Below are 23,627 nucleotides of genomic sequence, written 5' to 3' on the forward strand. Positions count from 1 at the left end.
AGCAAGAGGAGCACCCGTCGCCGCAGGGGTGCTCCTCTTGCTTGTGCGCGCTATCGACAAGGCGAGGGTCCCGCGCGGCCGGGTGAACGGCATGCACGCGCTGAGGCACTTCTACGCGTCCGTACTGCTGGACGCGGGGGAGAGCGTCAAGGCTCTGTCGGAGTACCTGGGACACCACGATCCCGGCTTCACGCTGCGGACGTACACCCACGTGATGCCGAGAAGCGGACGCGGGAGGCGGTGAACCGGGCCTTCGGGGGCGGCCCGGCCACCGATGACGGCCCCACGACGGCCCAGGGGGTATGAAGCCAGGGGAAACATGCCGCTCAGACCGCTAGTTGCCTCAGTACCGCTGGTTCAGATATCCCAGCATCTCGTCGTGGAGGATGCCGTTCGACGCGGCAGCGTTGCCGCTGTGCGGGCCGGGGCGTCCGTCGAGGCCGGTGAACATGCCGCCCGCCTCGGTCACGATGATCGCGTTCGCCGCCATGTCCCAGAGCGACAGCTCGGGTTCGGCGCAGATGTCGACCGAGCCCTCGGCGACCATCATGTAGGGCCAGAAGTCGCCGTAACCGCGGGTGCGCCAGACCGCCTTCGTGAGATCGAGGAAACCGTCCAGACGGCCCTGGTCCTCCCAGCCGGACAGCGAGGAGTACGCGAAGGACGCGTCGGCCGTCCGCGAGACGCTGGACACCCGCAGCCGGGTCGCGGAGGACAGGCTGCGCCCGGTGAACGCGCCGTGCCCCTTCGCCGCCCACCAGCGACGGCCGAGCGCGGGGGCGGAGACGACGCCCACGACCGGCTGGTAGCCGCCCTCGCCCGCCTCCATCAGGGAGATCAGCGTGGCCCACACCGGCACACCGCGGACGTAGTTCTTGGTGCCGTCGATCGGGTCGATGACCCAGCGGCGCGGGCCCGTGCCCTCGATGCCGTACTCCTCGCCGAGGACCGCGTCGCGCGGCCTGGCCCGCTGGAGATGACCGCGGATGAGTTCCTCGGCGGCCTTGTCCGCCTCGCTCACCGGCGTCATGTCCGGCTTCGTCTCGACCTTCAGGTCGAGTGCCTTGAAGCGGTCCATCGTCGCGGCGTCGGCGGCGTCCGCCAGGACATGGGCGAGGCGCAGGTCATCGCGGTAGTCGGGCATGGGTGAACCGTATCTGCCCGCGTCGGGACGGGGCTACACAGGACCGCCGGGCGATCACGGGGCCGGGCCCCGCCCCCGGTGCCTCCGAGAGGGCCCGTCACCGGGGCTTGGGGCCGGTCCGGGCGCGCGGGGCGTCGCGCCGCGCGCCCCTCGGGGCCGCCGCGACCCCTTGACAGTGCTCCCGCACGCGTCAAATCTGGCTCCAGAGCCGCTCGCCCCGAGGAGGCGATGATGCCCGCAGCGCGCGAATCGCTCTTGGACGCCGCCTATACGGCACTCGCGCGCAGGCCGTGGTCCGCGGTGCGGATGGTCGACGTGGCCGCGGTGGCCGGAGTGTCACGCCAGACGCTGTACAACGAGTTCGGGAGCAAGGAAGGCCTCGCGCGCGCCCTCGTACGACGGGAGGCCGACGCCTATCTCGCCGGTGTCGACCGGGCCCTGGCCGCGCACACGGACGCGCGGGACCGATTGGCCGCGACCGCCGAGTGGACCGCGTCGACGGCCCGCAGCAACGCGCTGGTGCGGGCGATGCTGACCGGATGCTGGAGCGAGCGGCTGCCCTCGCCCGGGCTGTCCGCCGTGCCCTCGTCGTCCGCGGTGCCGGCGCAGCGGCGGGCCGACGGACCCCTGCCCTCGCCCGCCGACTTCGTGGCACTCGTCCGCGACCGCGCGGTCGCCGCGCTCGCCCTGTCCCGGGCGGACACCCCCGAGGTCGCACGGTCCTGCGAACTGGTGGCCAGGCTCGCGCTGTCGTGTGTCGTCGCGCCGCCCGCCCGGGGCGGTGTCGTGGAGCTGGTCAGAACCGCGCTCGCGCCGTCCCACCGGCTGGGGGTCTGAGGGGCGGGGCGCCTCGGCGCTCAACGGCTCCCGGAGGGTGTGGACTCAGTGCGCGGACCCCGACAACTGGAGCCCGATGACGCCTATGATGACCAGGCTGATCGAGACGATCTTGAGGACCGAGACCAGGTCGTCGAGGAAGATCATGCCGTAGATGGCGGTGCCGGCCGCGCCGATGCCGGTCCACACCGCGTAGGCGGGACCGACGTCGAGCTTCTTCAGGGAGAGGGTCAGCAGGCCGAAGCTGCCGAGGGCGAAGACGCAGAAGGCGACGGTCGGCCAGAATCTGGTGAAGCCGTGGGAGAGCTTCAGGCAGACGGCGAAGCCGGTTTCGAGCAGTCCCGCCACAACGACCAGCAGCCACGCCATGTCTTGTCCTCCCGCATTCGCACGTCGACGGCTTCGGCTGGTCCGGACCGGCTCGGTGCGATTATGCATTCACCGACCCGGAGAAGCCCTTACCGACGGCGGCCGTACGCAAACACGGGGACGTCAGTCGCCCTCGCGGCGCTCCCGTGTGGACAGCAGACGGCGCAGCGAGTACAGCCGCTGCGGGTCCGCGTGGCCGTCGGCCACCCACTTGTCGAGCGCGCAGTCGGGTTCGTCGTGACTGCATGCGCGGGGGCAGCCCTCGGTGCCGGGTTCCAGATCGGGGAAGGCGTGGATGACCCGGGACGGATCGACGTGGTGCAGTCCGAAGGACCGGACACCCGGGGTGTCCACCACCCAGCCCCCGGCGCTGCCCCCCAGCGGCAGCGCCAGCGCCGAGGTGGTCGTGTGCCGACCGCGGCCGGTGACCGCGTTGACGTGACCGGTCGTCCGGCGCCGCTCGGGCGGCACCAGCGCGTTCACCAGGGTCGTCTTGCCGACGCCCGAGTGACCGACGAACGCCGTGATCCTGCCGTCCAGTTGTTCGCGCACCCGGTCGGCGGCGGCCTCGGTCCGCAGTTCCTCGCGGCTGGTCACCACGTACGGGATGTCGAGCGCGCCGTACAGCTCCAGGAACTTGTCCGGCGGGGCCAGGTCCGACTTCGTGAGCACGAGCAGCGGGGTCAGACCGCCGTCGAAGGCCGCGACCAGACAGCGGTCGATCAGCCGGGGGCGGGGCTCGGGGTCCGCGAGGGCGGTGACGATGGCGAGCTGGTCGGCGTTGGCGACGACCACGCGCTCGTACGGGTCGTCGTCGTCCGCCGTGCGGCGCAGGACCGAGGTGCGCGGCTCGATGCGGACGATGCGGGCGAGGGTGTCCTTCTCGCCGGACAGGTCGCCCACGATGGCCACCCGGTCGCCGACGACGGCGGCCTTGCGGCCCAGTTCGCGTGCCTTCATCGCCGTCACGGCACGGTCCTCGACCAGACAGGTCAGCCGGCCGCGGTCGACCGTGAGGACCATGCCCTCGACGGCCTCCTCGTGCTTGGGGCGGATGTTCGTACGCGGACGGTTGCCCTTGCGGTTCGGCCGCTGGCGGATGTCGTCCTCGTCGGTGTTCTTGCCGTAACGGCGCATGATCCAGGTCCGCCCGTCAGTTCCCGAGCATTCCGGTCCACAGATCGGGGAAGTCCGGCAGGGTCTTCGCCGTCGTCGCCACGTTCTCGATCTGGACGCCCTCCACCGCCAGCCCGATGATCGCGCCGGCCGTCGCCATGCGGTGGTCGTCGTACGTGTGGAAGATGCCGCCGTGCAGCCGGCGCGGCCGGATGTGCAGGCCGTCGGCGGTCTCGGTGACGTCGCCGCCGAGTTCGTTGATCTCCTTGGTGAGCGCGGCCAGCCGGTCCGTCTCGTGCAGCCGCAGATGGGCCACGCCCCGCAGGGTGGAGGGGGAGTCGGCGAGCGCCGCGACCGCGGCGATGCCCGGGGTGAGCTCACCGACCTCGCCCAGGTCCACGTCGATACCGTGGACGGCACCCGAACCGGTGAACTGCAGTCCGGCCTCGGTCAGTTCGCAGGAACCACCCATCTCGGTGAAGATCTCCCGCAGCCGGTCGCCGGGCTGGGTGGTGTGGGCGGGCCAGTCGGGGATCACGACCGTGCCGCCGGTCACCAGCGCCGCGGCCAGGAACGGCTGGGCGTTCGACAGGTCCGGCTCGATGATCAGGTCGCGGCCGAGCAGCGCGCCCGGCGTCACCCGCCACACGTTCGGCTCACCGCCCGACTCCGGGGTGTCCACCTGGGCGCCGACCGCGCGCAGCATGTCCACGGTCATCCGGATGTGCGGCATGGACGGGAGGGTCGAGCCGGTGTGCCGGACCTCGACGCCCTGGTTGAAGCGCGGGGCGGAGAGCAGCAGGGCGGACACGAACTGGGAGGAGGACGACGCGTCGATCTCCACCGGGCCGCCGTCCAGGGCGCCACCGCCGTGCACCGTCAGCGGCAGCGCGCCGCGGGCGTCGTCGTCGATCCGGGCGCCGAGCAGACGCAGCGCGTCGATCACGCCGTGCAGCGGACGCTCGTACGACCGCGGGTCGCCGTCGAAGCGGATGGGGCCGTCCGCGAGCGCGGCGACGGGAGGCAGGAAGCGCATGACGGTGCCGGCGTTGCCGACGTCGACCGTGGCCGGGCCGCGCAGGCCGGAGGGGATGACACGCCAGGCCTCGCCGGAGGCGTCCGGGCCGGCCGCGACCGTCGAGCTGGAGGCGACGGTCTCCTCGATGCCGACGCCCATCGCGCGGAGCGCGCCCGCCATCAGCAGGGTGTCGCGGGAACGCAGCGGGCGGCGCAGCCAGCCGGGTTCGGAGGCCAGCGCGGCCAGGACGAGAGCGCGGTTGGTGACCGACTTGGACCCCGGCACGTGGACCGTCGCGTCGACGGCTCCGCTTGCGTGCGGGGCTGGCCAGAGGGCGGTGTGGGCGGGGTTCACGGTCATGCGCCCCACTTTAGTGGCAGGGCGCCGGGCAGCCGCGGGTCCGTCACCGCCGGTGACGCCCGCTTGGGGCGCCGGGCGGGCGTGCCCCGGGGCACACCGGGCGGGTCACGGCGCGGCTCAGGGCACGTCGGCCGGCGTCGGGCCCTTCGGACGATGCCGCGCCCCTGGAGTGCGACATCAGAGCCGCTGCGGGCAGCGGCTCACAGCTCCAGCAGCCAGCGTCCGCCGCCCATCAGCGAGCACAGCGACACGGCGTGGAAGAGGAACAGCCACAGCCCGGCCGGTACGTGCGTCAGCCGCGAGAGCTGGTCGGCGTCGGAGTCGCCCGCGCCGCCGCGCCTCCGCTTGGCCTGGAGTTCGAAGGCCGGACGGACACCGCCGAGGAGCAGGAACCACACCACGGCGTACGCGAACGCGGCCTGCACCTGGGGTCCGGCGAGCCAGGACACGAGCAGGAAGGTGCCGCCGGTGAGGATCACGGTGAGCGCGCCGTACGCGTTACGGATCATCACCAGCATGGCTATCAGCAGGGCCGTGGCCACCCACAGCAGCAGGGTGATGTGGCCGGCGCCGAGCAGCGCGGCGCCGCCGAGCCCGAGCAGCGGGGGAGCGGTGTACCCCGCGGAGGCGGTGAGGATCATGCCGAGGCCGGTCGGCTTGCCGCGGCTGACCGTGAGGCCGCTGGTGTCGGAGTGCAGCCGGATGCCACTGAGGCTGCGCCCGGTGAGCAGCGCGATCAGGCCGTGGCCGCCCTCGTGCGCGATGGTGATGGCGTTGCGGGAGACCCGCCACACGCCGTGCGGGACGATCGCGGCGAGGGCCGCGACCATGGTGGCGATCACCACCCACAGGTCGGGGTCCGGCTGTGTGCCGAACACCTCGTCCCACAGGGAGCTGAGCGAGGCCAGCGAGGTGGATGCGGTGCTGTCCATTGTCGGCGGTGGCTCCCTTTCGCGGCGCGGAATCTGGCAGTGTTGCACGTATGTGCGGACGGTATGCAGCCAGTCGTGGACCCGAGGATCTCGCAGCAACCTTTGAGGTCGAGAACTGGGATCCCGAGGAGACCTTGGCGCCCGACTACAACGTGGCCCCGACCAAGGAGGTCTACGTCGTCCTCGACCGCCCTGTGAAGGACGCGGACAGCCCGAGGCCGGTTCGCCAGCTGCGCCGGCTCAAGTGGGGACTCGTCCCGTCCTGGTCCAAGACGCCCGAGGGCGCCGCCCGGATGATCAACGCGCGCGCCGAGACGGTGCATGAGAAGCCCTCGTACCGCCGCGCCTTCAGTGCCCGGCGCTGCGTCATCCCCGCCGACGGCTACTACGAATGGGTCACCGGCGGCGCGGAGCGCGAGCTGGAGGTCGAGGGCAGGAAGAAGCGGCCCCGCAAGCAGCCGTACTTCGTGACGCCGGCGGACGGATCGGTCTTCGCGATGGCGGGACTGTACGAGTTCTGGCGGGACCGGACCCTGCCGGACGAGCATCCGCTGGCCTGGTGGGTGACCTGCTCGGTCATCACGACCGAGGCGGAGACGGCACCGCTCGCGTTGGGCCCCGCCGAGGGCCCGCGAACACTGGCCGACATCCACCCCCGGATGCCCCTGATGCTCACCCCCGACCGCTGGGACCACTGGCTCGACCCCGCCCGCACGGACCCGGACGAGCTCCGTGACCTGCTCGCGCCGCCGCCCACCGGGCTGATGCGCGCGTACCCCGTCTCCACCGCGGTCAGCAACGTCCGCAACAACGGCGCGGAGCTGCTGAAGGAGCTCGAAGGGCCCGAGGAGGGCACACTCTTCTGACGTGACGAGGATCAGCGGCCTTCCGACGTGGCGAGGATCAGCGACGTGAGCGAGACCATCGAGACCGGCGCCGGTACGGCCCGGATCACCTGGCACCGGGCGGCGGAGGCGCGGCTCGTGCTCGCCGCGAGCCATGGCGCGGGCGGCGGCATCGAGGCCCGGGACCTGCGGGCGCTCGCGGAGGTGCTCCCCGCCCACGGGGTGAGCGTGGCACTCGTCGAACAGCCCTGGCGGGTGGCCGGGAAGAAGGTGGCCCCCGCGCCGAAGACGCTGGACGTGGGATGGCGGGGCGTGTGGCCGGCGCTGGCGGAGCAGGGGCTGCCCGTGATCTCCGGCGGTCGCAGCGCCGGCGCCCGGGTCGCGTGCCGGACGGCCACCGAACTGGGGGCCGCCGCCGTCCTCGCGCTGAGCTTCCCGCTGCACCCCCCGGGCAGGCCGGAGAAGTCCCGTGCCGCCGAGCTGCTCGGCGCCGGGGTGCCCACACTCGTCGTACAGGGCGGCAACGACCCGTTCGGCCGGCCGGAGGAGTTCCCGCCGGGCTCGTACGAGCTGATCGAAGTGCCCTACGGCGATCACGGCTTCGCCGTCCCGAAGCGGGCTCCGCTCGGCGAGGAGGAGGCGTTGAAGATCATCACGGACGGTGTCGTGGGGTGGGCCGCGTCACTCGGGTGACGGCCGGGAATGCAGAGTGACGGACTTCTGTTGTGCGGATCAGACAGCACGCAGCGTGCTGCACCGTTCGTACGAGAGGAAGTCCGCCGCATGGGTTCGACCTTCTGCCCGAGCCGCAGCAGCCGCGCTGACCTGGACTGGACGGTGCTGCACGCGGGCAAGAACGCCCCGATTCGGGCGGCGGGCGGGCATGATGTTCGTCTATCCTCCGATTCCAGTGGGACCGGTCTCGGTCTCGCTACGTCGCTGGAGGAGGTGGGTCCGGTCACTGGGACCGACGCAGGGACCGAAAACGGCCAGGCGGAGCAGCCCGAGGGCCAGGGCACGAGCGACGCGACGGCGGAGACTTCCGCCGAGCGCACCGCGCGCTTCGAGCGGGACGCGCTCGAATTCCTCGACCAGATGTACTCGGCCGCCCTGCGCATGACACGCAATCCGGCCGACGCCGAGGACTTGGTGCAGGAGACGTACGCCAAGGCGTACGCGTCCTTCCATCAGTTCCGCGAGGGCACGAACCTCAAGGCGTGGCTGTACCGCATTCTCACCAACACCTTCATCAACTCGTACCGCAAGAAGCAGCGCGAACCCCAGCGCAGCGCGGCCGAGGAGATCGAGGACTGGCAGCTCGCGCGTGCCGAGTCGCACATGTCGACCGGCCTCCGTTCCGCCGAGTCGCAGGCGCTGGACCACCTGCCCGACTCGGACGTCAAGGAAGCGCTGCAGGCGATCCCCGAGGAATTCCGTATCGCCGTCTATCTCGCGGACGTAGAGGGCTTTGCGTACAAGGAGATCGCGGACATCATGGGGACACCCATCGGGACGGTGATGTCCCGACTGCACCGGGGCCGTCGCCAACTGCGCGGCATGCTGGAGGACTACGCCCGTGACCGCGGGCTCGTTCCCGCCGGCGCCGGAGAGTCGAACGAAGCGAAAGGCTCGGGCTCATGAGCTGCGGAGAGCCGCACGAGACGGATTGCAGTGAGGTACTCGATCATCTGTACGAGTTCCTCGATCATGAGATGCCGGACGCGGACTGCACCAAGTTCGAGGTGCACTTCGAGGAGTGCTCTCCGTGCCTGGAGAAGTACGGCCTCGAACAGGCCGTCAAGAAGCTGGTCAAGCGCTGCTGCGGCCACGACGACGTGCCCACCGACCTGCGGGCCAAGGTCATGGGCCGCATCGATCTGATCCGCTCCGGACAGACCGTGCCCGAGCACGACGTGACCGCGACGGCCCAGGAGTCCTGACTCCGGGCGGCCCTCCGCCACAAGGGCCATGTCGGCTGCATCGAAAGCCTCCCGGCCCTCCCTTTATCACCCGAACGTGCTAATCCGCGGGCCCAGAGCCCGCGGATTAGCACATACCCGTCCCCACCCCCTTCCTCCCGCCCTAGGCTCCGCCCTGACAACGGGGGAGGTACGGGGGAGGTACGGGGATGGGATCGGTTCCGGCGTGGGCCCGTGCGTACGTGGCCGGTGTCGTCCTCCTTGCGCTCGCCTGTCTGGCCCCCCTGCCGCGCCTGAGCGTGCCCTGGGAGATCGTCGCGCTGCTCGCCGTCCTGTACGCGGGCTGCGAGCGCCTCACCCTGCGGCTCCGGCCGCACGGAGCCGGCGCCCCCGGCGGCGACACCACGCAGGGAATGGGCACCTTCCTCCCCGTGCTGCTGGCCGGCGCCTTTCTGCTGCCGCCGCCCGCCGCCGCCCTCGTCGCGCTGCCCGGGGCGCTCCTCGCCCAGGTCGAACAGCGCCCGCGCGGCATGCGCCGGATCTGGCGCGCCGCACAGCTCGCCGTCGCCGTCTGGGCCGCGTCCCGGGCGTACGGGGCGCTCGGCGGCCGGGACGCGCTCGACACGCCCGACTTCCCCTACGCGCTCGTGCCCGCCGGGGCCGCGGTGCTCACCTTCTGCGCCGTGCTCACCGTCCTCGACGGCGGGATCCTCGCGCTGGCCGAGCGCGCTCCGGTGCGCGGTGCCTGGCACGGACTCTTCGCGCGCTCGCTGGCCCCGGTCGCCGTGCACGGCCTGGCCGGGCTGATGATGGCGGTGCTCTGGCGCAGCCCGTACGGACCCGTCGCCGCGCTGCTCGTCCTGCTGCCGATGTACGTGTCCTGCTGGGTGTTCGCCCAGTACCACCGCGAACGGGCCGCCCACCAGGCCACCATCCGCGCACTCGTCCAGGCCGTCGACATCAAGGACGGCTACACCCGCGGACACAGCGAGCGGGTCGGCCGGGCGTCCGTGATGATCGCCCGTGAGCTGGGCATGCACGACGAGCGGGTCGAGGTGCTGCGGTTCGCCGGAATCCTGCACGACGTCGGCAAACTCGGCGTCCCCACCCGGCTGCTGCGCAAGGACGGACCGCTCACCCCCGAGGAGCGGCAAGTCATCGAACTGCACCCCGAGTACGGGCACGAGATGGTCCGCGGGATCGGGTTCCTCGGCGAGGCCCGCTCGGCGATCCTGCACCACCACGAGCGGCTGGACGGAAGCGGATACCCGTACGGTCTCGCGGGGCCGCAGATCCCGGAGTTCGCCCGGGTGGTGGCCGTCGCCGACGCGTTCGACGCCATGACCTCGACCCGCTCCTACCGCAGGGCCCGCCCGGTGCGGGCGGCCCTGGAGGAACTGGGGCGGTGCGCGGGCACGCAGTTCGACCCCCGGATGGTGGCGGCGCTGGTGCGGGCGCTCGACCGGCACGGCTGGCATCCCGCGGTGACCGCGGACACCGCCCCGGCGGGCCTGCCCGGCATGCCGCCGACGCATCCGTCCGATGCCGTCGGGCGGAGCGCGCCGTGAGCGCCACCGCCTCCCGGCCGGAGGCCCCCGTCCGTACCGCCCGTCCCGCGTCGGCCGGCGGAGCCCCCGCCCCGCTCACCGCGGTGCGCGCCCTCGCCCTCGTCCTCACGCTGCTCGCCCTCGGCGTCACCCTCTGGGAGGGCATCGACGAACGCGGCACGGCGCTGGCCTTCGGCCTGCTCATAGCCGTCGGCGAGCTCGCCCGGTGGAGCGGGGCCGAGCAGCGCGAGTCCGCACCCCTCGGGGCCGCCGGAGCCCTCGCGTACGCGCTGCTCGGCGAGAACGCCGGGCACCGCACCGACCACGGCGTCCTCCAGGTCGTCGCCGTCGTGGTGGCGGCGGCCCTGATCGGCTGCGTCCCGCACGTGGCGCGGGGGGACGCGCCGACGCCCGACCATCTCGCCCGCCGCGTCCTGACCGTCGCCTTCGCCGCCGTCTGCTTCCAACCCCTCTACGACCGGGGCAGGTTGCTGGAGTGGGGCGGCTCGGCCCAGGCCCTGCTCCTGGTCGCGCTGCTGGTCCTCACCACCCTGTGGGACGCCGTGCTCGCGGCGGCCATGGCCCACGCGCGGACCCGGTGGCCGTTCGGGCCGCTGCTGCGCGACGAGCTGCGGGCCACCCTCGGGATCGGTTCGGCCGTGTGCGCGACCGGGGCCGTGATGGCGCTCGCCGTCGCGGTGGTCGGACTGTGGGCGCTGCCCGTCTTCTCCCTGCCGCTGCTGCTCACCCAGCTCTCCTTCCGGCGCTACGCGGCCGTGCGGGTCACCTACCGGCAGACCATCGCCTCCCTCGCGCGTGCGACCGAGATCGCCGGGTACACACCGGCCGGGCACGCCCGCCGGGTGGCCGCCCTCAGCAGGGCCGTGGGCCGTGAGCTGGGCCTGTCCGAGCCCGACCTGACCGTCCTGGAGTACGCGGCGCTGATGCACGACATCGGGCAGCTCAGCCTGGTCGACCCGGTACCGGCGGGTGCCACCGCCGCGCTCCCGGCGGCCGAGCAGCGGCGCATCGCGCTGCTGGGCGGCGCCGTCGTCCGGCAGACCGGGGTGGAGGCCGAGGTCGCCGTCGTGGTGGAGCGGCAGGCGGACCCGTACCGGGACCAGCCGGTCACCGCGCGCATCGTGCGGACGGTGAACGCATACGAGGAGATGGCCAGGGCAGCAGGGCCCACAGGGCCGCTGACCGCGCTGGAGAAACTGCGGCTGGCCACCGCCCGCGACTACCAGCCGGAGGTCGTGGAGTCACTGGCCCGGGTCCTGTCCCGGGCCGGTCTGACCTTGCCCAGGGCTGGGTAACCCATGGGTAATGAGCGGCCGTCCGAAGGTACGTGGTTGGATGCGAGGGAGAGGGTGTCAGGGGGCGCGGGCCGGCCCGGGGCTGCACTGCCTCCCAGGGACTCTTCGAGGCACCGGCAGGCGGGCAACGCAAGGAACTGGCAGGCGGGAATCGTGAGGATCTTCGGCAAGGGACGACACCGGCCCTCCGCCTCATGGCGGCAGGCCACCGACCGTGCGTTCACGCTGATCGGCGACGGCCGGTACGAGGACGCGGGGGCGCTGCTGACACGTGCCGCGGACCTGGAGCCCTGGCTGTCCGAGTCCTGGTTCAACCTGGCCCTGCTGCACAAGTTCCGGCACGACTGGGAGCAGGCGCGGGCGGCGGGCCTGCGGGCCGTGGCCCTGCTCGACCGGGAGACCGGCGCACCCGACTGGTGGAACGTGGGGATCGCGGCCACCGCCCTGCAGGACTGGCCGCTGGCGCGCCGCTCCTGGCAGGCGTACGGACTGCGGGTGCCCGGCGGCGCGGCCGTCTCCGGCGAACCCATGGGCATGGACCTCGGCAGCGCGGCCGTGCGGCTCTCGCCGGAGGGCGAGGCCGAGGTGGTGTGGGGGCGCCGGCTGGACCCCGCCCGCGTCGAGGTGCTGTCGATCCCACTGCCGTCCTCCGGGCGCCGCTGGGGTGAGGTCGTGCTTCACGACGGCGTTCCGCACGGTGAGCGGACCACCGCCGCCGGGCACGCCTACCCGGTCTTCGACGAGATCGAGCTGTGGGCGCCTTCACCGGTGCCGACCTGGGTCGTCCTCCTCGAGGCGGCCACCGAGGAGGACCGGGACGCGCTGGAGCAGCTCGCCGCCGACGCCGGCTTCGCCGCGGAGGACTGGTCGTCGTCCGTACGGCTGCTGTGCCGGATGTGCTCCGAGTCCCGCATGCCCTCCGACGAGGGCGACGAGGAACACCTCGACCCGCACGACCACAGCGAGCCGGGGCACCCCGGTCCGCTCGGCCATCGCACCGACGGGCAGCTCTGGGTGCCCGAGCGGGAGTGCGGTCTCGCGGCACCGGCCTCGCTGGTGCGCGGCCTGCTCGACGGCTGGGTCGCCGACAGCCCGGACTCCCGGGACTGGCGGGATCTGGAAGAGGTCTGCTGAGCGCACCTTTAGGCTGTAGGCGCAGGAAATCACAAAGTCTGAGGAAGGCGTACGTCGTCATGGCGCAGCAGGAAACCGATCAGCAGCACGTGGGCGTGCTCCCCGTGGACGAGGACGGCTTCGTCATCGACACCGAGGACGCCGAGGAGCGCGAGAGCGCCTACCGCGAGCGCGGTACCTCGCGTCCGATCACGGTGGTCGGGAACCCGGTGCTGCACAAGGAGTGCAAGGACGTCACCGAGTTCGGGGACGAACTCGACCAGCTGGTCGCCGACATGTTCGCGAGCCAGCGCACCGCCGAGGGCGTGGGTCTGGCTGCCAATCAGATCGGCGTCGACCTGAAGGTCTTCGTCTACGACTGCCAGGACGACCAGGGTGTCCGGCACGTCGGCGTGGTCTGCAACCCGAAGCCGGTCGATCTGCCCGCCGACCGGCGTCAGCTCGACGAGAGCAACGAGGGCTGCCTGTCCGTGCCGACCGCCTACGCGCCGCTCGCCCGCCCGGACTACGCCGAGGTCACCGGCCAGGACGAGAAGGGCAACCCGGTCCGGCTGCGCGGTACGGGCTACTTCGCGCGCTGCCTCCAGCACGAGACGGACCACCTGTACGGCTACCTGTACATCGACCGGCTCTCCAAGCGCGACCGCAAGGACGCGCTGCGGCAGATGGCCGAGAACGAGCCGCGCTACGCGACCGTGGCGAACGGCTGAGCCTTTGCTCGCCGGGCGCCCCGCGCCGCTGTGACATAAATTGACCGGCGTGACGCGCGGTCTCTCGTGGGCCCACTCGAACGGTGTCTGGACAGGTGATCCTCCTGACCAGGCACCGTTCGCATGTACGTCGCATGTTCGATCCCTTGTGCTCCTACAGTGATCCAGATTCAGTCACACAAGGGGAGATTCTCGGCATGGTCGAGTAGTCAGTGGGCCAAATCCGTTCCCAGAACGGTCAGTTGTGGTGCTGAATGGGAAGTGCGGGGATACGCAACGGCGCGCGCGCCCGGCACAGCGGGAGGGGCGTGACGTCAACAGGCGGCTGAGAGGGGTTTGTTCGTGCGTGCTTTCTCATACGGCTCTCCATCGACAGCGCTCGCGGTTCCACCGGCGCTCTATCTCCCGGTGATCGAGTCCGAGTTTCCCCGTCAACTGCACCCGTATTGGCCGACGCTCCAGGAGAACACCAGGAGCTGGCTGCTCGAAAAACGGCTGATGCCCGCGGACAAGGTCGAGGAGTACGCCGACGGCTTGTGCTACACGGACCTCATGGCGGGCTACTACATAGGCGCCCCCGACGAGGTCCTGCAAGCGATAGCGGACTACAGCGCGTGGTTCTTCGTCTGGGACGACCGGCACGACCGCGATGTCGTCCACGGCCGCGCGAACGCCTGGCGGAAGCTCAGGCTCCGGCTTCACGCGGCCCTCGACGCCCCCAGAGACCATCTGCACCACCAGGATCCCCTGGTGGCGGGGTTCGCCGACAGCATGGTGCGGCTGTACTCGTTCCTCGGCGAGAACTGGAACAAACGGTTCGCGCGCCACTTCCACGCGGTGATCGACGCGTACGACCGGGAGTTCCGGAACCGGACCTCCGGCACCGTTCCCACGGTTCCGGAATACCTGGAACTCCGTCGGCTCACCTTCGCGCACCATATCTGGACCGACCTTCTGGAACCGAGCGCGGGCCGTGAACTCCCCGCCGAAGTCCGGCGGCATCCGGCATTCCGAAGGGCGGCACTGCTCAGTCAGGAATTCGCCGCCTGGTACAACGACCTCTGCTCGCTCCCCAAGGAAATAGCGGGCGACGAGGTCCACAATCTCGGAATCAGTCTCATTCACCATCAGGGGCTGACACTCGAAGAAGCCGTCATCGAAGTGAGGCGGCGCGTCGAGGAATGCGTGGAACAATTCCTCGACGCCGAGAAGGACGTCTCACGGCTCGCCGAATTACTCGCCGACGGCACGGTCCGGGGAAAAGAGACGAGCATCGCCGTCAGGGCGTGCCTCGGAAACATGCGGAACTGGTTCAGCTCCGTGTACTGGTTCCACCACGAGTCGGGCCGGTACATGGTCGACAACTGGGACGACCGCTCCACACCCCCGTACGTCAACAATGAAGCGGCAGGTGAGAAATGACCGTCGATGCGGTACGACCCGAGATGCCCGAGGTGCGGGAGCTGTCCGTCCCGCCCCTCGCGGGTGGTGGGGTGCCCGTCCTCGGGCACGGCTGGAAACTGGTCCGCGATCCGCTGGGCTTCCTCGCCCGGCTGCGCGACCACGGTGACGTCGTGCGGCTCAGGATGGGACCCAAGACGGTGTACGCCGTCACCACCCCCGCGCTCACCGGCGCGCTGGCGCTCAGCCCCGACTACGAGATAGGCGGCCCCCTGTGGGAGTCGCTCGAAGGGCTGCTGGGCAAGCAGGGTGTCGCCACGGCCAACGGGGCGCAGCACCGGCGCCAGCGCCGGACCATCCAGCCCGCGTTCCGGGCCGACATCATCCCCGAGTACGGCCCGATCATGGAGGAGGAGTCGAAGGCGTTCGCGGAGCGCTGGGAGAGCGGCGCGGCCGTCGACTGCACCTCCGAGTCGTTCCGTGTCGCGGTCCGTGTCGCCGCCCGCTGTCTGCTGCGCGGGCGGTTCATGGACGAGCGCGCCGAGAGGCTGAGCGTCGCGCTCGCCACCGTGTTCCGCGGCATGTACCGCCGCATGGTGATACCCGCGGGACCGCTCTACCGGCTTCCGCTTCCCTCGATACGCGCATTCGACCGCGCATTGGCCGATCTGCACGCGCTTGTCGACGAGATCATCGACGAGCGGCGGGCATCTGGTCAAAAGCCGGACGATTTGCTGACGGCATTGCTGGAAGCGAAGAACGACGACGGCGACCCCATAGACGAACAGGAGATCCACGACCAAGTCGTCGCGATACTGACCCCGGGCAGCGAAACCATCGCATCCACGATCATGTGGTTGCTTCAGGTGTTGACGGAACATCCGGAACAGGCGGACAAAGTGGCCGCGGAGGTCCGGTCCGTCGCGGGAGACCGGCCCGTCGGATTCGCCGACGTCCGGAAGCTGTCCCACACGAACAATGTCGTCGTCGAGGCGATGCGTTTACGCCCCGCCGTATGGATATTGACGCGGCGCGCGGTGGCCGAAACCGAGCTGGGCGGCTATCGGATTCCGGCCGGTGCCGACATCGTCTACAGCCCGTACGCGATCCAGCGCGACCCCCGGTCGTACCAGGAGCATCTGGATTTCGATCCCGACCGCTGGCTTCCGGAACGTTCCACGGACATCCCGAAGTACGCGATGCGCCCCTTCAGCGTGGGCAACCGCAAGTGCCCGAGCGACCATTTCTCGATGGCACTGCTCTCCCTGATCACCGCGACCGTGGCGTCCCGGTGGCGCTTCGAGCCGGTGTCCGGGTCCAGCGGCGCGACCCGCGTCGGCATCACTCTGCGTCCCCACGGCCTGCGGCTGAAGGCCCGGCCGCGCTAGAGCGTCCCGGATCCTCCGCCCCCGTCGGCGGGTGACCGGCCCCGCATCTCCATCGGCGCACGTCCGGGCCGCCCTCGGGTTCCTGGACGTGCGCCGCGGTCGTCAGGCTTTCGGCACGACCACGGTGACCGTCCATTCCTGAAGGCCTTTGCAGGACATCCGCGCCGGATCGCTCGGGCACATCGGGCGGGACGAGGTCAGCGTGACCGTTCCCTCCGAGACCGCCCGGTAGGCCGCGGACGCGTCACCCGGCTGGAGGACGATCCCGCCGTTGGTGGCCGCCAGGGCGCCGCCGTCGCTCTTGACGGGTTTCCAGGGCCGGCGGGTGGTGCCGTCCAGCAGGACCCGGATCGTGTCGCCGGGGGCCAGGCAGTACGTGTGGCCCGTGTCGGCGGCGCCGAGCTGTGCCGTGGCGTTCGCGCAGTCCGGACCCGAAGGAGTCGGGGACGGCGACGCGGTGCCGCCGGTCGGGGACGGGGACACGGTGCCGTCGGTCGGGGACGGCGACGTGGTGCCGCCGGTGGGGGACGCGGACACGGTGCCGCCGGCGCCCGCGTCGTCTCCGCCCTGCGTTCCGCAGCCCGCGAGCAGCAGGGCCAGGGCGGCGAGGGCGATGGTCCGGGTGTGAGTCGTTCGGCGCATGGGGTGGCCTCCTCGAGGGTTGGACGTGCCACCGGCGGATCAGGATCCCTTCCCGGGCACGACAGGGCCCCGGCCGCCTCGGCGACCGGGGCCCCGGAGTGACTCAGCCGGTCGTGACGGCGGTGTCGTCCACGACGAAGCTGGTCTGGAGCGAGGAGTCCTCGACGCCGCTGAACTTCAGCGTGACGGTCGAACCGGCGAAGGAGGACAGGTCGAAGCTCTTCTGGGCGTACCCGGAAGCCTTGTTGAGGTTGGAGTAGGTCGCGAGCGTGGTGGAGCCCGCGGTGACGGTGAGCTTGTCGTAGGCCGTGCTGGTGCTGGTCTCGGCCGTGTCGACGTGCAGGTAGAAGGTGAACGTGGCCTTGCAGCCGGACGGGACGGTCACCGACTGGGACAGCGTGTCGGTGTGGGTCGAGCCGTACCCGTCGAGCCAGGCGTCGTACGAGCCGGCGTGCGTGGCCTCGCCGGTGTCATTGGTGATGACCCCGCTGGTCTCGCTCCACACGGTGGCACCCGACTCGAAGCCCTGGTTGCCGAGAAGCTGCGCCGAGGTGCAGGTGCCGCCGCCCGAGGTGCTCACGGTCCAGGTGAAGGAGGCCGAACCGGAGGCGCCGGTGGCGTCCTTCGCCGTGACGGTGGCCGCGTACGTGCCAGCGGTGCTCGCGGTGCCGGAGATCAGACCGGTCGAGCTGTTGATCGACAGGCCGGTCGGCAGCCCGGTCGCACTGTAGGTGAGGCTCGCGCCGGCGCTGTCGCTCGCCGCTGTCTGCAGGCTCACCGAGCCGCCGGTGGCCGTGGACTGGCTGCCCGGGTTGGTGACCGTCACGGTGTTGCCGGTGCTGGTGCCCGAGGCGAAGGCGGCCGTGCCGTTGGGGGTGCCCCAGCCGGTCGGGCCGTCGTAGCCAGTGGCCGCGGTGCAGAAGTACGACGGGGAGCAGGAGCCGTTGTTGCCGCTCGTCACGTCGTACAGGTTCGAGGTGTGGGAGTAGGGGTACTTCGCCGGGTAGTCGGCGGAGCCCGGGGTGCCGGCCAGCGCGTACACGCCCGCGATGATGGGCGCGGAGGCGCTGGTGCCGCCGTAGACCGCCCATCCGGAGCCGCCGTAGGTGTCGTAGACCGCCACGCCCGTGGCCGGGTCGGCGACGGCGGAGACGTCGGACTCCATGCGCTTGGCGCAGCCGGTGTCGGTCTGCCAGGACGGCTTGGCGTCGTAGGCGGAGCAGCCGGAGCCGGTGCCCTCGGTGCTGCTGGTCTTCCATACGGACTCGGTCCAGCCGCGGGTGCTGGAGGAGGTGCTCAGCGCGGTGCCGCCGACGGCGGTCACGTACTGGGAGGTCGCCGGGTACTCGGCGCCGTAGGCCTCGTCACCGGAGGAGACGGTGATCGCGACGCCCGGGTGCTTGAAGTACGAGGTGTCCTCGCCGGTCTGCGAGGAGGACTCGGAGCCGCCCCAGCTGTTGGAGACGAACTTCGCTCCCAGCGCGACCGCTTCGTTCTCCGCGGCGCCGAGGTCGGAGTCGTTCGCGGAGTTCGCCTCGACGAGGATGATGCTGCAGTTGGGGCAGACGGCGCTGACCATGTCGATGTCGAGCGCCTCCTCACCCGCCCAGCCGGTGTCGTTCGAGGGCAGCGAGGTCGTCGAACCGGTCTGGCTGACCTGCTTGAAGCAGCCGTTGGCCTTGGTGCAGGAGGAGAGGCCGAACTGCGAGCGGTAGGTGGCGAGGTCGGCGGCCGCGTTGGGGTCGTTGTAGGCGTCGACCACGGCGACCGTCAGGCCGGAACCGCCCGTCGAGGGCAGGTTGTAGGCGCTGTGCAGGTTGGCCGGGCTGAGTCCGGACACCGCGGCGGCGGCGTCGGGGGAGACCTGGGCCGCGAGCTTCTGCGCGATGTCGGTGCGCCGCTGGGCGAAGCAGGACATCCGGCCGGGCTTGGCCGCCTCGGCGCACAGGTGCTCGGTCGCGACCTTCTGGCCGGCCCTGCCGGTCGCGTGGACCGTCTGGCGGGCGGGGTCGGTGAGGGCACCGGCGTTCTGGGCGGCCCGGGAGACGTGGGGGGTCGGCGCGGGTCGGGCGTCCGCGGGAGGGGCCGCGGCGAACCCGGCGACGCCGAGAGCCAGGGCGGGGAGGGCGGCGGTGAGCAGTCTTCGCAGGCTCCGGGCGGGTCTGCCGGAGGGGGTGGGGCGCTGGGAACGCATGGGGGTGTCGCCTCCATCGGTTCGAGGCCGGTGCCGCTCGGGCCCGGGTGGGGCCGTTCGTGACGCCATGGCCGGAAGTGGGGTTCTCGGCGCTCTGAAACGGCGGCCTGTGACGCGCGTAGCACGAACAGGGAGAGACACGTCATGGGCATGCCAAATCAGTCGTCCCGGTGTGCCGCGGTGCGTGGCGTGGCGGGACGGCCAGAACGTAACCGGGGGGAACGACGTGCGAACAGCCGTGCCGGAAGAACTTTGCCGCTCCATGGACGGGGATTGGGGCGCCGATTGGAGGCGCGGGGGCCGTACGTGACGAAAGCCGGGCCGCAACGGGCGGCCCGGCTCTCATCGGTGACGGACGGTCAGAGCGACCGCAACCGCCGGAACGGTCAGAAGTCCTCGTCGAAGTCGACGGTGCCCTCCACCGCGACCTGGTACGCGGAGGGCCGGCGCTCGAAGAAGTTGGTCAGCTCCTGGACGCCCTGGAGCTCCATGAAGGAGAACGGGTTCTCGGAGCCGTACACCGGCGCGAAGCCCAGTCGCTGAAGGCGCTGGTCCGCCACGCACTCCAGGTACTGCCGCATCGAGTCGGTGTTCATGCCCGGCAGGCCCTCGCCGCACAGGTCGCGGCCGAACTGCAGCTCCGCCTCGACGGCCTCGCGCAGCATGTCGGTCACCTGCTGCTGGAGCTGGTCGTCGAAGAGGTCCGGCTCCTCCTTGCGGACGGTGTCGACCACCTCGAAGGCGAAGCTCATGTGCATCGTCTCGTCGCGGAACACCCAGTTGGTGCCGGTCGCCAGGCCGTGCAGCAGGCCCCGGCTGCGGAACCAGTAGACGTACGCGAAGGCCCCGTAGAAGAAGAGCCCCTCGATGCACGCGGCGAAGCAGATCAGGTTCAGCAGGAAGCGGCGGCGGTCGGCCCTGGTCTCCAGCCGGTCCATCTTCTCGACCGAGTCCATCCACTTGAAGCAGAACTGCGCCTTCTCGCGGATGGAGGGGATGCTCTCGACGGCCGCGAAGGCCGCCGTGCGGTCCTCCGGGTCGGGCAGGTAGGTGTCGAGCAGCGTCAGATAGAACTGGACGTGCACGGCCTCCTCGAAGAGCTGACGGCTCAAGTACAGCCGCGCCTCGGGGGAGTTGATGTGCTTGTACAGCGTCAGCACGAGGTTGTTCGCCACGATCGAGTCGCCCGTCGCGAAGAACGCGACCAGCCGGCCGATCATGTGCTGCTCGCCCGGCGTCAGCTTCGCGAGGTCGGCGACGTCCGAGTGGAGGTCGACCTCCTCGACGGTCCAGGTGTTCTTGATCGCGTCCCGGTAGCGCTCGTAGAAGTCCGGGTAGCGCATGGGACGCAGGGTGAGTTCGAAGCCCGGGTCGAGCAGGTTCTTCTCGGTTGAGCTCATTACTGGCAGGCCTCGCAGGACTCGGGGTTCTCAAGGGAGCAGGCGACGGCGTCGGGGTCGACGGCCTGCTGGACGGGAATGACGGTCTCGGGCCGCGCCTGCGCCTGGGCCGCGCGGGCGATGCGCGTCGCCGGGCGCGAACGCAGGTAGTACGTCGTCTTCAGCCCGGCCTTCCAGGCGTAGGAGTACATCGAGGAGAGCTTGCCGATGGTAGGCGTCTCCAGGAACAGGTTCAGCGACTGGGCCTGGTCCAGGAACGGGGTGCGGGCCGCGGCCATGTCGATCAGGCCGCGCTGCGGGATCTCCCACGCCGTGCGGTACAGGTCGCGGACGTCCTGCGGGACCCAGGTGAAGCCCTGCACCGAGCCGCTGGACTCGCGCAGCGCCTCACGGGTCTGCGCGTCCCACACGCCGAGCTCCTTCAGCTCGGCCACCAGGTACGAGTTGACCTGGAGGAACTCGCCGGAGAGCGTCTCGCGCTTGAACAGGTTCGACACCTGCGGCTCGATGCACTCGTACACGCCCGCGATCGAGGCGATGGTGGCGGTCGGCGCGATGGCCAGCAGCAGCGAGTTGCGCATGCCGACCGAGGCGATCCGCTCGCGCAGGGCCGCCCAGCGCTCCGGCCAGTTCAGCTCGACGTCGAAGTGGTCCGGGTGCAGCACGCCACGGGCGGTACGGGTCTTCTCCCAGGCCGGGAGCGGTCCGTTGCGCTCGGCGAGGTCCGCGGAGGCCTCGTACGAGGCGAGCATGATCCGCTCGGCGATCCGGGTGGACAGGGCGCGGGCCTCGGGCGAGTCGAACGGGATCCGCAGCTTGAAGAAGACGTCCTGGAGGCCCATCGCGCCGAGGCCGACCGGACGCCACTTGGCGTTGGAGCGGCCCGCCTGCTCGGTCGGGTAGAAGTTGATGTCCACCACGCGGTCGAGGAAGGTCACCGCGGTGCGCACGGTCTGGTCGAGCCGCTCCCAGTCGATGTCCCCGCCGGTCACGAACGCGCCCAGGTTGACCGAACCCAGGTTGCAGACCGCCGTCTCCCCGTCGTCCGTGACCTCCAGGATCTCGGTGCACAGGTTCGAGGAGTGGACCGTGTGGCCCGGCTCCGCCGTCTGGTTGGCGGTCCGGTTGGCGGCGTCCTTGAAGGTCATCCAGCCGTTGCCGGTCTGCGCGAGGGTGCGCATCATGCGGCCGTACAGATCGCGGGCCGGGATGGTCTTCCTGGCGAGGCCCGCCTCCTCGGCCTTGCGGTACGCGGCGTCGAACTCGTCGCCCCACAGGTCGACCAGTTCCGGCACGTCGGCGGGGGAGAACAGCGACCAGACGCCGTCCTCGTTCACCCGGCGCATGAACTCGTCCGGGATCCAGTGCGCGAGGTTCAGGTTGTGCGTACGCCGGGCGTCCTCACCGGTGTTGTCGCGCAGCTCCAGGAACTCCTCGATGTCGGAGTGCCAGGTCTCCAGGTAGACCGCCGCCGCGCCCTTGCGCCGGCCGCCCTGGTTCACCGCGGCCACCGAGGCGTCGAGGGTCTTGAGGAACGGGACGATGCCGTTGGAGTGCCCGTTGGTGCCGCGGATCAGCGAACCGCGCGAGCGGATGCGGGAGTAGGACAGTCCGATGCCGCCCGCGTGCTTCGACAGGCGCGCCACCTGGTGGTAGCGGTCGTAGATGGAGTCCAGCTCGTCCAGCGGGGAGTCGAGGAGGTAGCAGGACGACATCTGGGGGTGCCGCGTACCGGAGTTGAAGAGCGTGGGGGAGGAGGGGAGGTAGTCGAGGCGGCTCATGAGCCGGTAGAGCGCCGCGACTTCCTCCACGGAGCGGACGGTGTCGTCCTCCGCGAGACCGCAGGCCACCCGCAGCATGAAGTGCTGGGGTGTCTCGACGACCTTGCGGGTGATGGGGTGGCGGAGCAGATAGCGGGAGTGCAGCGTGCGCAGCCCGAAGTAGCCGAAGCGGTCGTCGCCCTCGAGGTCGATCAGCGCGTCGAGGCGGGCCGTGTGCAGCCGCACGAACGCGTCCGTACGGTCGGCGATCAGACCCTCGCGGTGGCCGACGGCGACCGACTCGGAGAAGGCGGTGACGCCCTGGGACGCGGCCTCCGCGGCGATGGTGACCGCGAGCAGACGGGCGGCCAGCCGCGAATAGGCGGGGTCCTCGGAGATGAGACCCGCGGCCGCCTCGGTGGCCAGTTCGCGCAGCTCGGCCTCGTCGGCGCGGGCGGACCGGCCGCGCAGCGCCGCCGCGGCGACCCGGCCGGGGTCGGCGTCGGGGAGGTCGGCGGTCAGATCCGTCAGGGTCCGCAGCAGCGCGGTCCCGGGACCGTCGGTCTCCACCGGGGCCTGCGGCGCGGTCACAGAAGCCGGATCGGCTGGCGCGATGGTCACGTGGGCTCTCCTCGCTCGGCACGGGGCCTTGCGGGCGGGCAGGGGGCACACGGGAGCGCTTTCGGGCAGCAGCGCGCCGCGTCCACCGGCCCATTCCGCGAGGCCCGGACGTCGTCGGCACCCGGGCCGGACGGCCGGGGCGCGCTGTCGGCAGGTCCTCGGACTGACGCGAGTACGGGCACACGCAGACGCGAACACGCACAAGTACACCGTTGCGGGACAGTTCCGGATTCGCACCGGATTCCCCTGCGACGACAGCGACCATGAGCATACATCTTGTGCCGGGCTTCGGGACTGCCCCCACATGTTGTGTCCGGGAGCGCTACGGAGCGTGCCGGAACGTCAACTCGTAAGTGAGCAGCCGGATGTCGTCGAGCTCCGGAAGGGGGTTCCAGTCGCGGTCCGGGGTGCGGGTGAAGCCGATGCGCTCGTAGAGGCGGTGGGCGCTGCGCATGGTGCGCTGGGTGGACAGCACGAGGCGCCCGCAGCCCTCCAGGGCCCGTGCCCGCGCGACGCAGGCGCGCACGAGGGCCTCGCCGGCGCCCCGGCCGCGCGCCTCCCGCGCGACCGCGAGCATCCGGATCTCGGCCTCCCCGTCGCGCGCCGAGTCGGCCATGGGGCTGCCGTCCGTCGCGAAGGTCACACTGCCGAGCACCCGGTCCCCCTCGGCGGCGACCAGCACCTCGGCGACGGCCGCGCGCCCCGCGACGTCCCGCAGCGTTCCGAGGTACGCGTCGCTCTCCCCGAAGTCGAGCAGTCCGTCCCCGAGATAGGCCCGGGCCGCGATCTCTCCGATGACGGGGTACTCCTCGGGCCGCGCCGGCCGGATGACGATGTCCATGCGGGCGAGTGTGCCCGACCGGCATGGCGACGGGGGGGGCGGGGGGGGGGCGGGGGGCCGCGCGGGGGGGGGGGGGGGGGCGCGGGCGCGCGCCGGGGGCGCGCGCGCGCGGGGCCGCGCCGGCCGTATGACG

The 23,627-nt window shown here is 71.3% G+C and carries 22 protein-coding genes and 1 riboswitch; of the genes, 12 read left to right on the plus strand and 10 right to left on the minus strand.

Going from position 1 to position 23,627, the window contains the following annotated elements:
• Positions 1–244, plus strand: a 244-nt coding sequence (locus ACFXGX_RS15660) for a tyrosine-type recombinase/integrase (RefSeq protein WP_384790386.1), incomplete at its 5' end; no start/stop codon positions are given.
• A 99-nt stretch (positions 245–343) separates the two neighbouring features.
• Here the strand turns inward: ACFXGX_RS15660 and hisN are convergent.
• Positions 344–1,144 carry a histidinol-phosphatase gene (gene hisN, locus ACFXGX_RS15665; protein ID WP_384790389.1) on the minus strand — a complete coding sequence of 267 codons (801 nt, stop codon included), beginning with the start codon at positions 1,142–1,144 and terminating at the stop codon, positions 344–346.
• A 228-nt stretch (positions 1,145–1,372) separates the two neighbouring features.
• Between hisN and ACFXGX_RS15670 the strand changes: the two genes are divergently transcribed.
• Positions 1,373–1,981 carry a TetR/AcrR family transcriptional regulator gene (locus tag ACFXGX_RS15670; RefSeq protein WP_384790392.1) on the plus strand — a complete coding sequence of 203 codons (609 nt, stop codon included), beginning with the start codon at positions 1,373–1,375 and terminating at the stop codon, positions 1,979–1,981.
• A gap of 45 nt (positions 1,982–2,026) precedes the next feature.
• Here ACFXGX_RS15670 and ACFXGX_RS15675 read toward each other — a convergent pair whose 3' ends face one another.
• The 4 genes from ACFXGX_RS15675 to ACFXGX_RS15690 form a co-directional block, all read right to left on the minus strand.
• Positions 2,027–2,350 (minus strand): DMT family transporter, encoded by a 324-nt coding sequence (locus ACFXGX_RS15675; RefSeq protein WP_382787604.1) that lies wholly within the window; start codon positions 2,348–2,350, stop codon positions 2,027–2,029.
• Positions 2,351–2,473: 123 nt separating this feature from the next.
• Complete coding sequence (rsgA, locus tag ACFXGX_RS15680) at positions 2,474–3,487, minus strand: ribosome small subunit-dependent GTPase A (protein ID WP_384790395.1); 1,014 nt, start codon at positions 3,485–3,487, stop codon at positions 2,474–2,476.
• Between the two features lie 16 nt (positions 3,488–3,503).
• Complete coding sequence (aroA, locus tag ACFXGX_RS15685) at positions 3,504–4,844, minus strand: 3-phosphoshikimate 1-carboxyvinyltransferase (RefSeq protein WP_384790398.1); 1,341 nt, start codon at positions 4,842–4,844, stop codon at positions 3,504–3,506.
• A gap of 200 nt (positions 4,845–5,044) precedes the next feature.
• Entirely contained in the window at positions 5,045–5,776 is a 732-nt protein-coding gene (locus ACFXGX_RS15690) for a M50 family metallopeptidase (protein WP_384790401.1), read from the minus strand.
• A 50-nt stretch (positions 5,777–5,826) separates the two neighbouring features.
• Here ACFXGX_RS15690 and ACFXGX_RS15695 point away from each other — a divergent pair, with 50 nt between their 5' ends.
• The 10 genes from ACFXGX_RS15695 to ACFXGX_RS15740 all read left to right on the plus strand — a co-directional run bounded on the left by ACFXGX_RS15695 (position 5,827) and on the right by ACFXGX_RS15740 (position 16,036).
• Positions 5,827–6,642, plus strand: a complete 816-nt coding sequence (locus ACFXGX_RS15695) for an SOS response-associated peptidase (protein WP_384790404.1) — start codon at positions 5,827–5,829, stop codon at positions 6,640–6,642.
• Positions 6,643–6,687: 45 nt separating this feature from the next.
• Positions 6,688–7,314, plus strand: coding sequence for an alpha/beta family hydrolase (locus ACFXGX_RS15700; RefSeq protein ID WP_384790407.1), 627 nt, complete (start codon positions 6,688–6,690; stop codon positions 7,312–7,314).
• A gap of 255 nt (positions 7,315–7,569) precedes the next feature.
• Positions 7,570–8,262, plus strand: a complete 693-nt coding sequence (gene sigR, locus ACFXGX_RS15705) for an RNA polymerase sigma factor SigR (protein WP_326790805.1) — start codon at positions 7,570–7,572, stop codon at positions 8,260–8,262.
• Positions 8,259–8,561, plus strand: coding sequence for a mycothiol system anti-sigma-R factor (gene rsrA, locus ACFXGX_RS15710; RefSeq protein WP_103548068.1), 303 nt, complete (start codon positions 8,259–8,261; stop codon positions 8,559–8,561). Before sigR ends, rsrA begins: the two co-directional genes overlap by 4 nt.
• A 188-nt stretch (positions 8,562–8,749) precedes the next feature.
• Positions 8,750–10,108, plus strand: coding sequence for an HD-GYP domain-containing protein (locus tag ACFXGX_RS15715; protein WP_384790411.1), 1,359 nt, complete (start codon positions 8,750–8,752; stop codon positions 10,106–10,108).
• Between the two features lie 83 nt (positions 10,109–10,191).
• Entirely contained in the window at positions 10,192–11,403 is a 1,212-nt protein-coding gene (locus ACFXGX_RS15720) for an HD domain-containing protein (RefSeq protein ID WP_384790462.1), read from the plus strand.
• Between the two features lie 153 nt (positions 11,404–11,556).
• Positions 11,557–12,537 carry a hypothetical protein gene (locus tag ACFXGX_RS15725; protein ID WP_355771394.1) on the plus strand — a complete coding sequence of 327 codons (981 nt, stop codon included), beginning with the start codon at positions 11,557–11,559 and terminating at the stop codon, positions 12,535–12,537.
• Positions 12,538–12,596: 59 nt separating this feature from the next.
• Positions 12,597–13,247, plus strand: coding sequence for a peptide deformylase (def, locus tag ACFXGX_RS15730; protein ID WP_384790415.1), 651 nt, complete (start codon positions 12,597–12,599; stop codon positions 13,245–13,247).
• A gap of 342 nt (positions 13,248–13,589) precedes the next feature.
• Positions 13,590–14,669, plus strand: a complete 1,080-nt coding sequence (gene cyc1, locus ACFXGX_RS15735) for an epi-isozizaene synthase (protein WP_384790418.1) — start codon at positions 13,590–13,592, stop codon at positions 14,667–14,669.
• Entirely contained in the window at positions 14,666–16,036 is a 1,371-nt protein-coding gene (locus ACFXGX_RS15740) for a cytochrome P450 (protein WP_384790421.1), read from the plus strand. Before cyc1 ends, ACFXGX_RS15740 begins: the two co-directional genes overlap by 4 nt.
• A 102-nt stretch (positions 16,037–16,138) precedes the next feature.
• Here the strand turns inward: ACFXGX_RS15740 and ACFXGX_RS15745 are convergent, their stop codons facing one another.
• The 5 genes from ACFXGX_RS15745 to ACFXGX_RS15765 form a co-directional block, all read right to left on the minus strand.
• Complete coding sequence (locus ACFXGX_RS15745) at positions 16,139–16,678, minus strand: hypothetical protein (protein ID WP_384790424.1); 540 nt, start codon at positions 16,676–16,678, stop codon at positions 16,139–16,141.
• 103 nt (positions 16,679–16,781) lie between these two features.
• Positions 16,782–18,872 carry a putative Ig domain-containing protein gene (locus ACFXGX_RS15750; protein WP_384790427.1) on the minus strand — a complete coding sequence of 697 codons (2,091 nt, stop codon included), beginning with the start codon at positions 18,870–18,872 and terminating at the stop codon, positions 16,782–16,784.
• Positions 18,873–19,258: 386 nt separating this feature from the next.
• Positions 19,259–20,272 (minus strand): ribonucleotide-diphosphate reductase subunit beta, encoded by a 1,014-nt coding sequence (locus tag ACFXGX_RS15755; RefSeq protein WP_384790430.1) that lies wholly within the window; start codon positions 20,270–20,272, stop codon positions 19,259–19,261.
• A complete protein-coding gene (locus ACFXGX_RS15760) occupies positions 20,272–22,653 on the minus strand; it encodes a ribonucleoside-diphosphate reductase subunit alpha (protein ID WP_384790433.1) in 2,382 nt (793 codons plus the stop codon). Before ACFXGX_RS15760 ends, ACFXGX_RS15755 begins: the two co-directional genes overlap by 1 nt.
• Positions 22,654–22,784: 131 nt before the next feature.
• Positions 22,785–22,934: riboswitch (cobalamin riboswitch) on the minus strand.
• 41 nt (positions 22,935–22,975) lie between these two features.
• Positions 22,976–23,494, minus strand: coding sequence for a GNAT family N-acetyltransferase (locus ACFXGX_RS15765; protein WP_384790437.1), 519 nt, complete (start codon positions 23,492–23,494; stop codon positions 22,976–22,978).
• Between the last annotated feature and the right edge of the window lie 133 nt (positions 23,495–23,627).

It is taken from the genome of Streptomyces sp. NPDC059371 (assembly GCF_042751995.1).
Taxonomy (GTDB): Bacteria; Actinomycetota; Actinomycetes; order Streptomycetales; family Streptomycetaceae; genus Streptomyces.

Bases quoted from the DNA above. Each gene is read 5' to 3' on its own strand.
- ACFXGX_RS15755 (WP_384790430.1), bottom strand. From the start codon at position 20,272: ATGAGCTCAACCGAGAAGAACCTGCTCGACCCGGGCTTCGAACTCACC.
- ACFXGX_RS15695 (WP_384790404.1), top strand. From the start codon at position 5,827: ATGTGCGGACGGTATGCAGCCAGTCGTGGACCCGAGGATCTCGCAGCA.
- rsrA (WP_103548068.1), top strand. From the start codon at position 8,259: ATGAGCTGCGGAGAGCCGCACGAGACGGATTGCAGTGAGGTACTCGAT.
- rsgA (WP_384790395.1), bottom strand. From the start codon at position 3,487: ATGCGCCGTTACGGCAAGAACACCGACGAGGACGACATCCGCCAGCGG.
- ACFXGX_RS15670 (WP_384790392.1), top strand. From the start codon at position 1,373: ATGATGCCCGCAGCGCGCGAATCGCTCTTGGACGCCGCCTATACGGCA.
- ACFXGX_RS15715 (WP_384790411.1), top strand. From the start codon at position 8,750: ATGGGATCGGTTCCGGCGTGGGCCCGTGCGTACGTGGCCGGTGTCGTC.
- hisN (WP_384790389.1), bottom strand. From the start codon at position 1,144: ATGCCCGACTACCGCGATGACCTGCGCCTCGCCCATGTCCTGGCGGAC.
- ACFXGX_RS15750 (WP_384790427.1), bottom strand. From the start codon at position 18,872: ATGCGTTCCCAGCGCCCCACCCCCTCCGGCAGACCCGCCCGGAGCCTG.
- ACFXGX_RS15740 (WP_384790421.1), top strand. From the start codon at position 14,666: ATGACCGTCGATGCGGTACGACCCGAGATGCCCGAGGTGCGGGAGCTG.
- ACFXGX_RS15690 (WP_384790401.1), bottom strand. From the start codon at position 5,776: ATGGACAGCACCGCATCCACCTCGCTGGCCTCGCTCAGCTCCCTGTGG.
- ACFXGX_RS15765 (WP_384790437.1), bottom strand. From the start codon at position 23,494: ATGGACATCGTCATCCGGCCGGCGCGGCCCGAGGAGTACCCCGTCATC.
- ACFXGX_RS15675 (WP_382787604.1), bottom strand. From the start codon at position 2,350: ATGGCGTGGCTGCTGGTCGTTGTGGCGGGACTGCTCGAAACCGGCTTC.
- def (WP_384790415.1), top strand. From the start codon at position 12,597: ATGGCGCAGCAGGAAACCGATCAGCAGCACGTGGGCGTGCTCCCCGTG.
- ACFXGX_RS15745 (WP_384790424.1), bottom strand. From the start codon at position 16,678: ATGCGCCGAACGACTCACACCCGGACCATCGCCCTCGCCGCCCTGGCC.
- aroA (WP_384790398.1), bottom strand. From the start codon at position 4,844: ATGACCGTGAACCCCGCCCACACCGCCCTCTGGCCAGCCCCGCACGCA.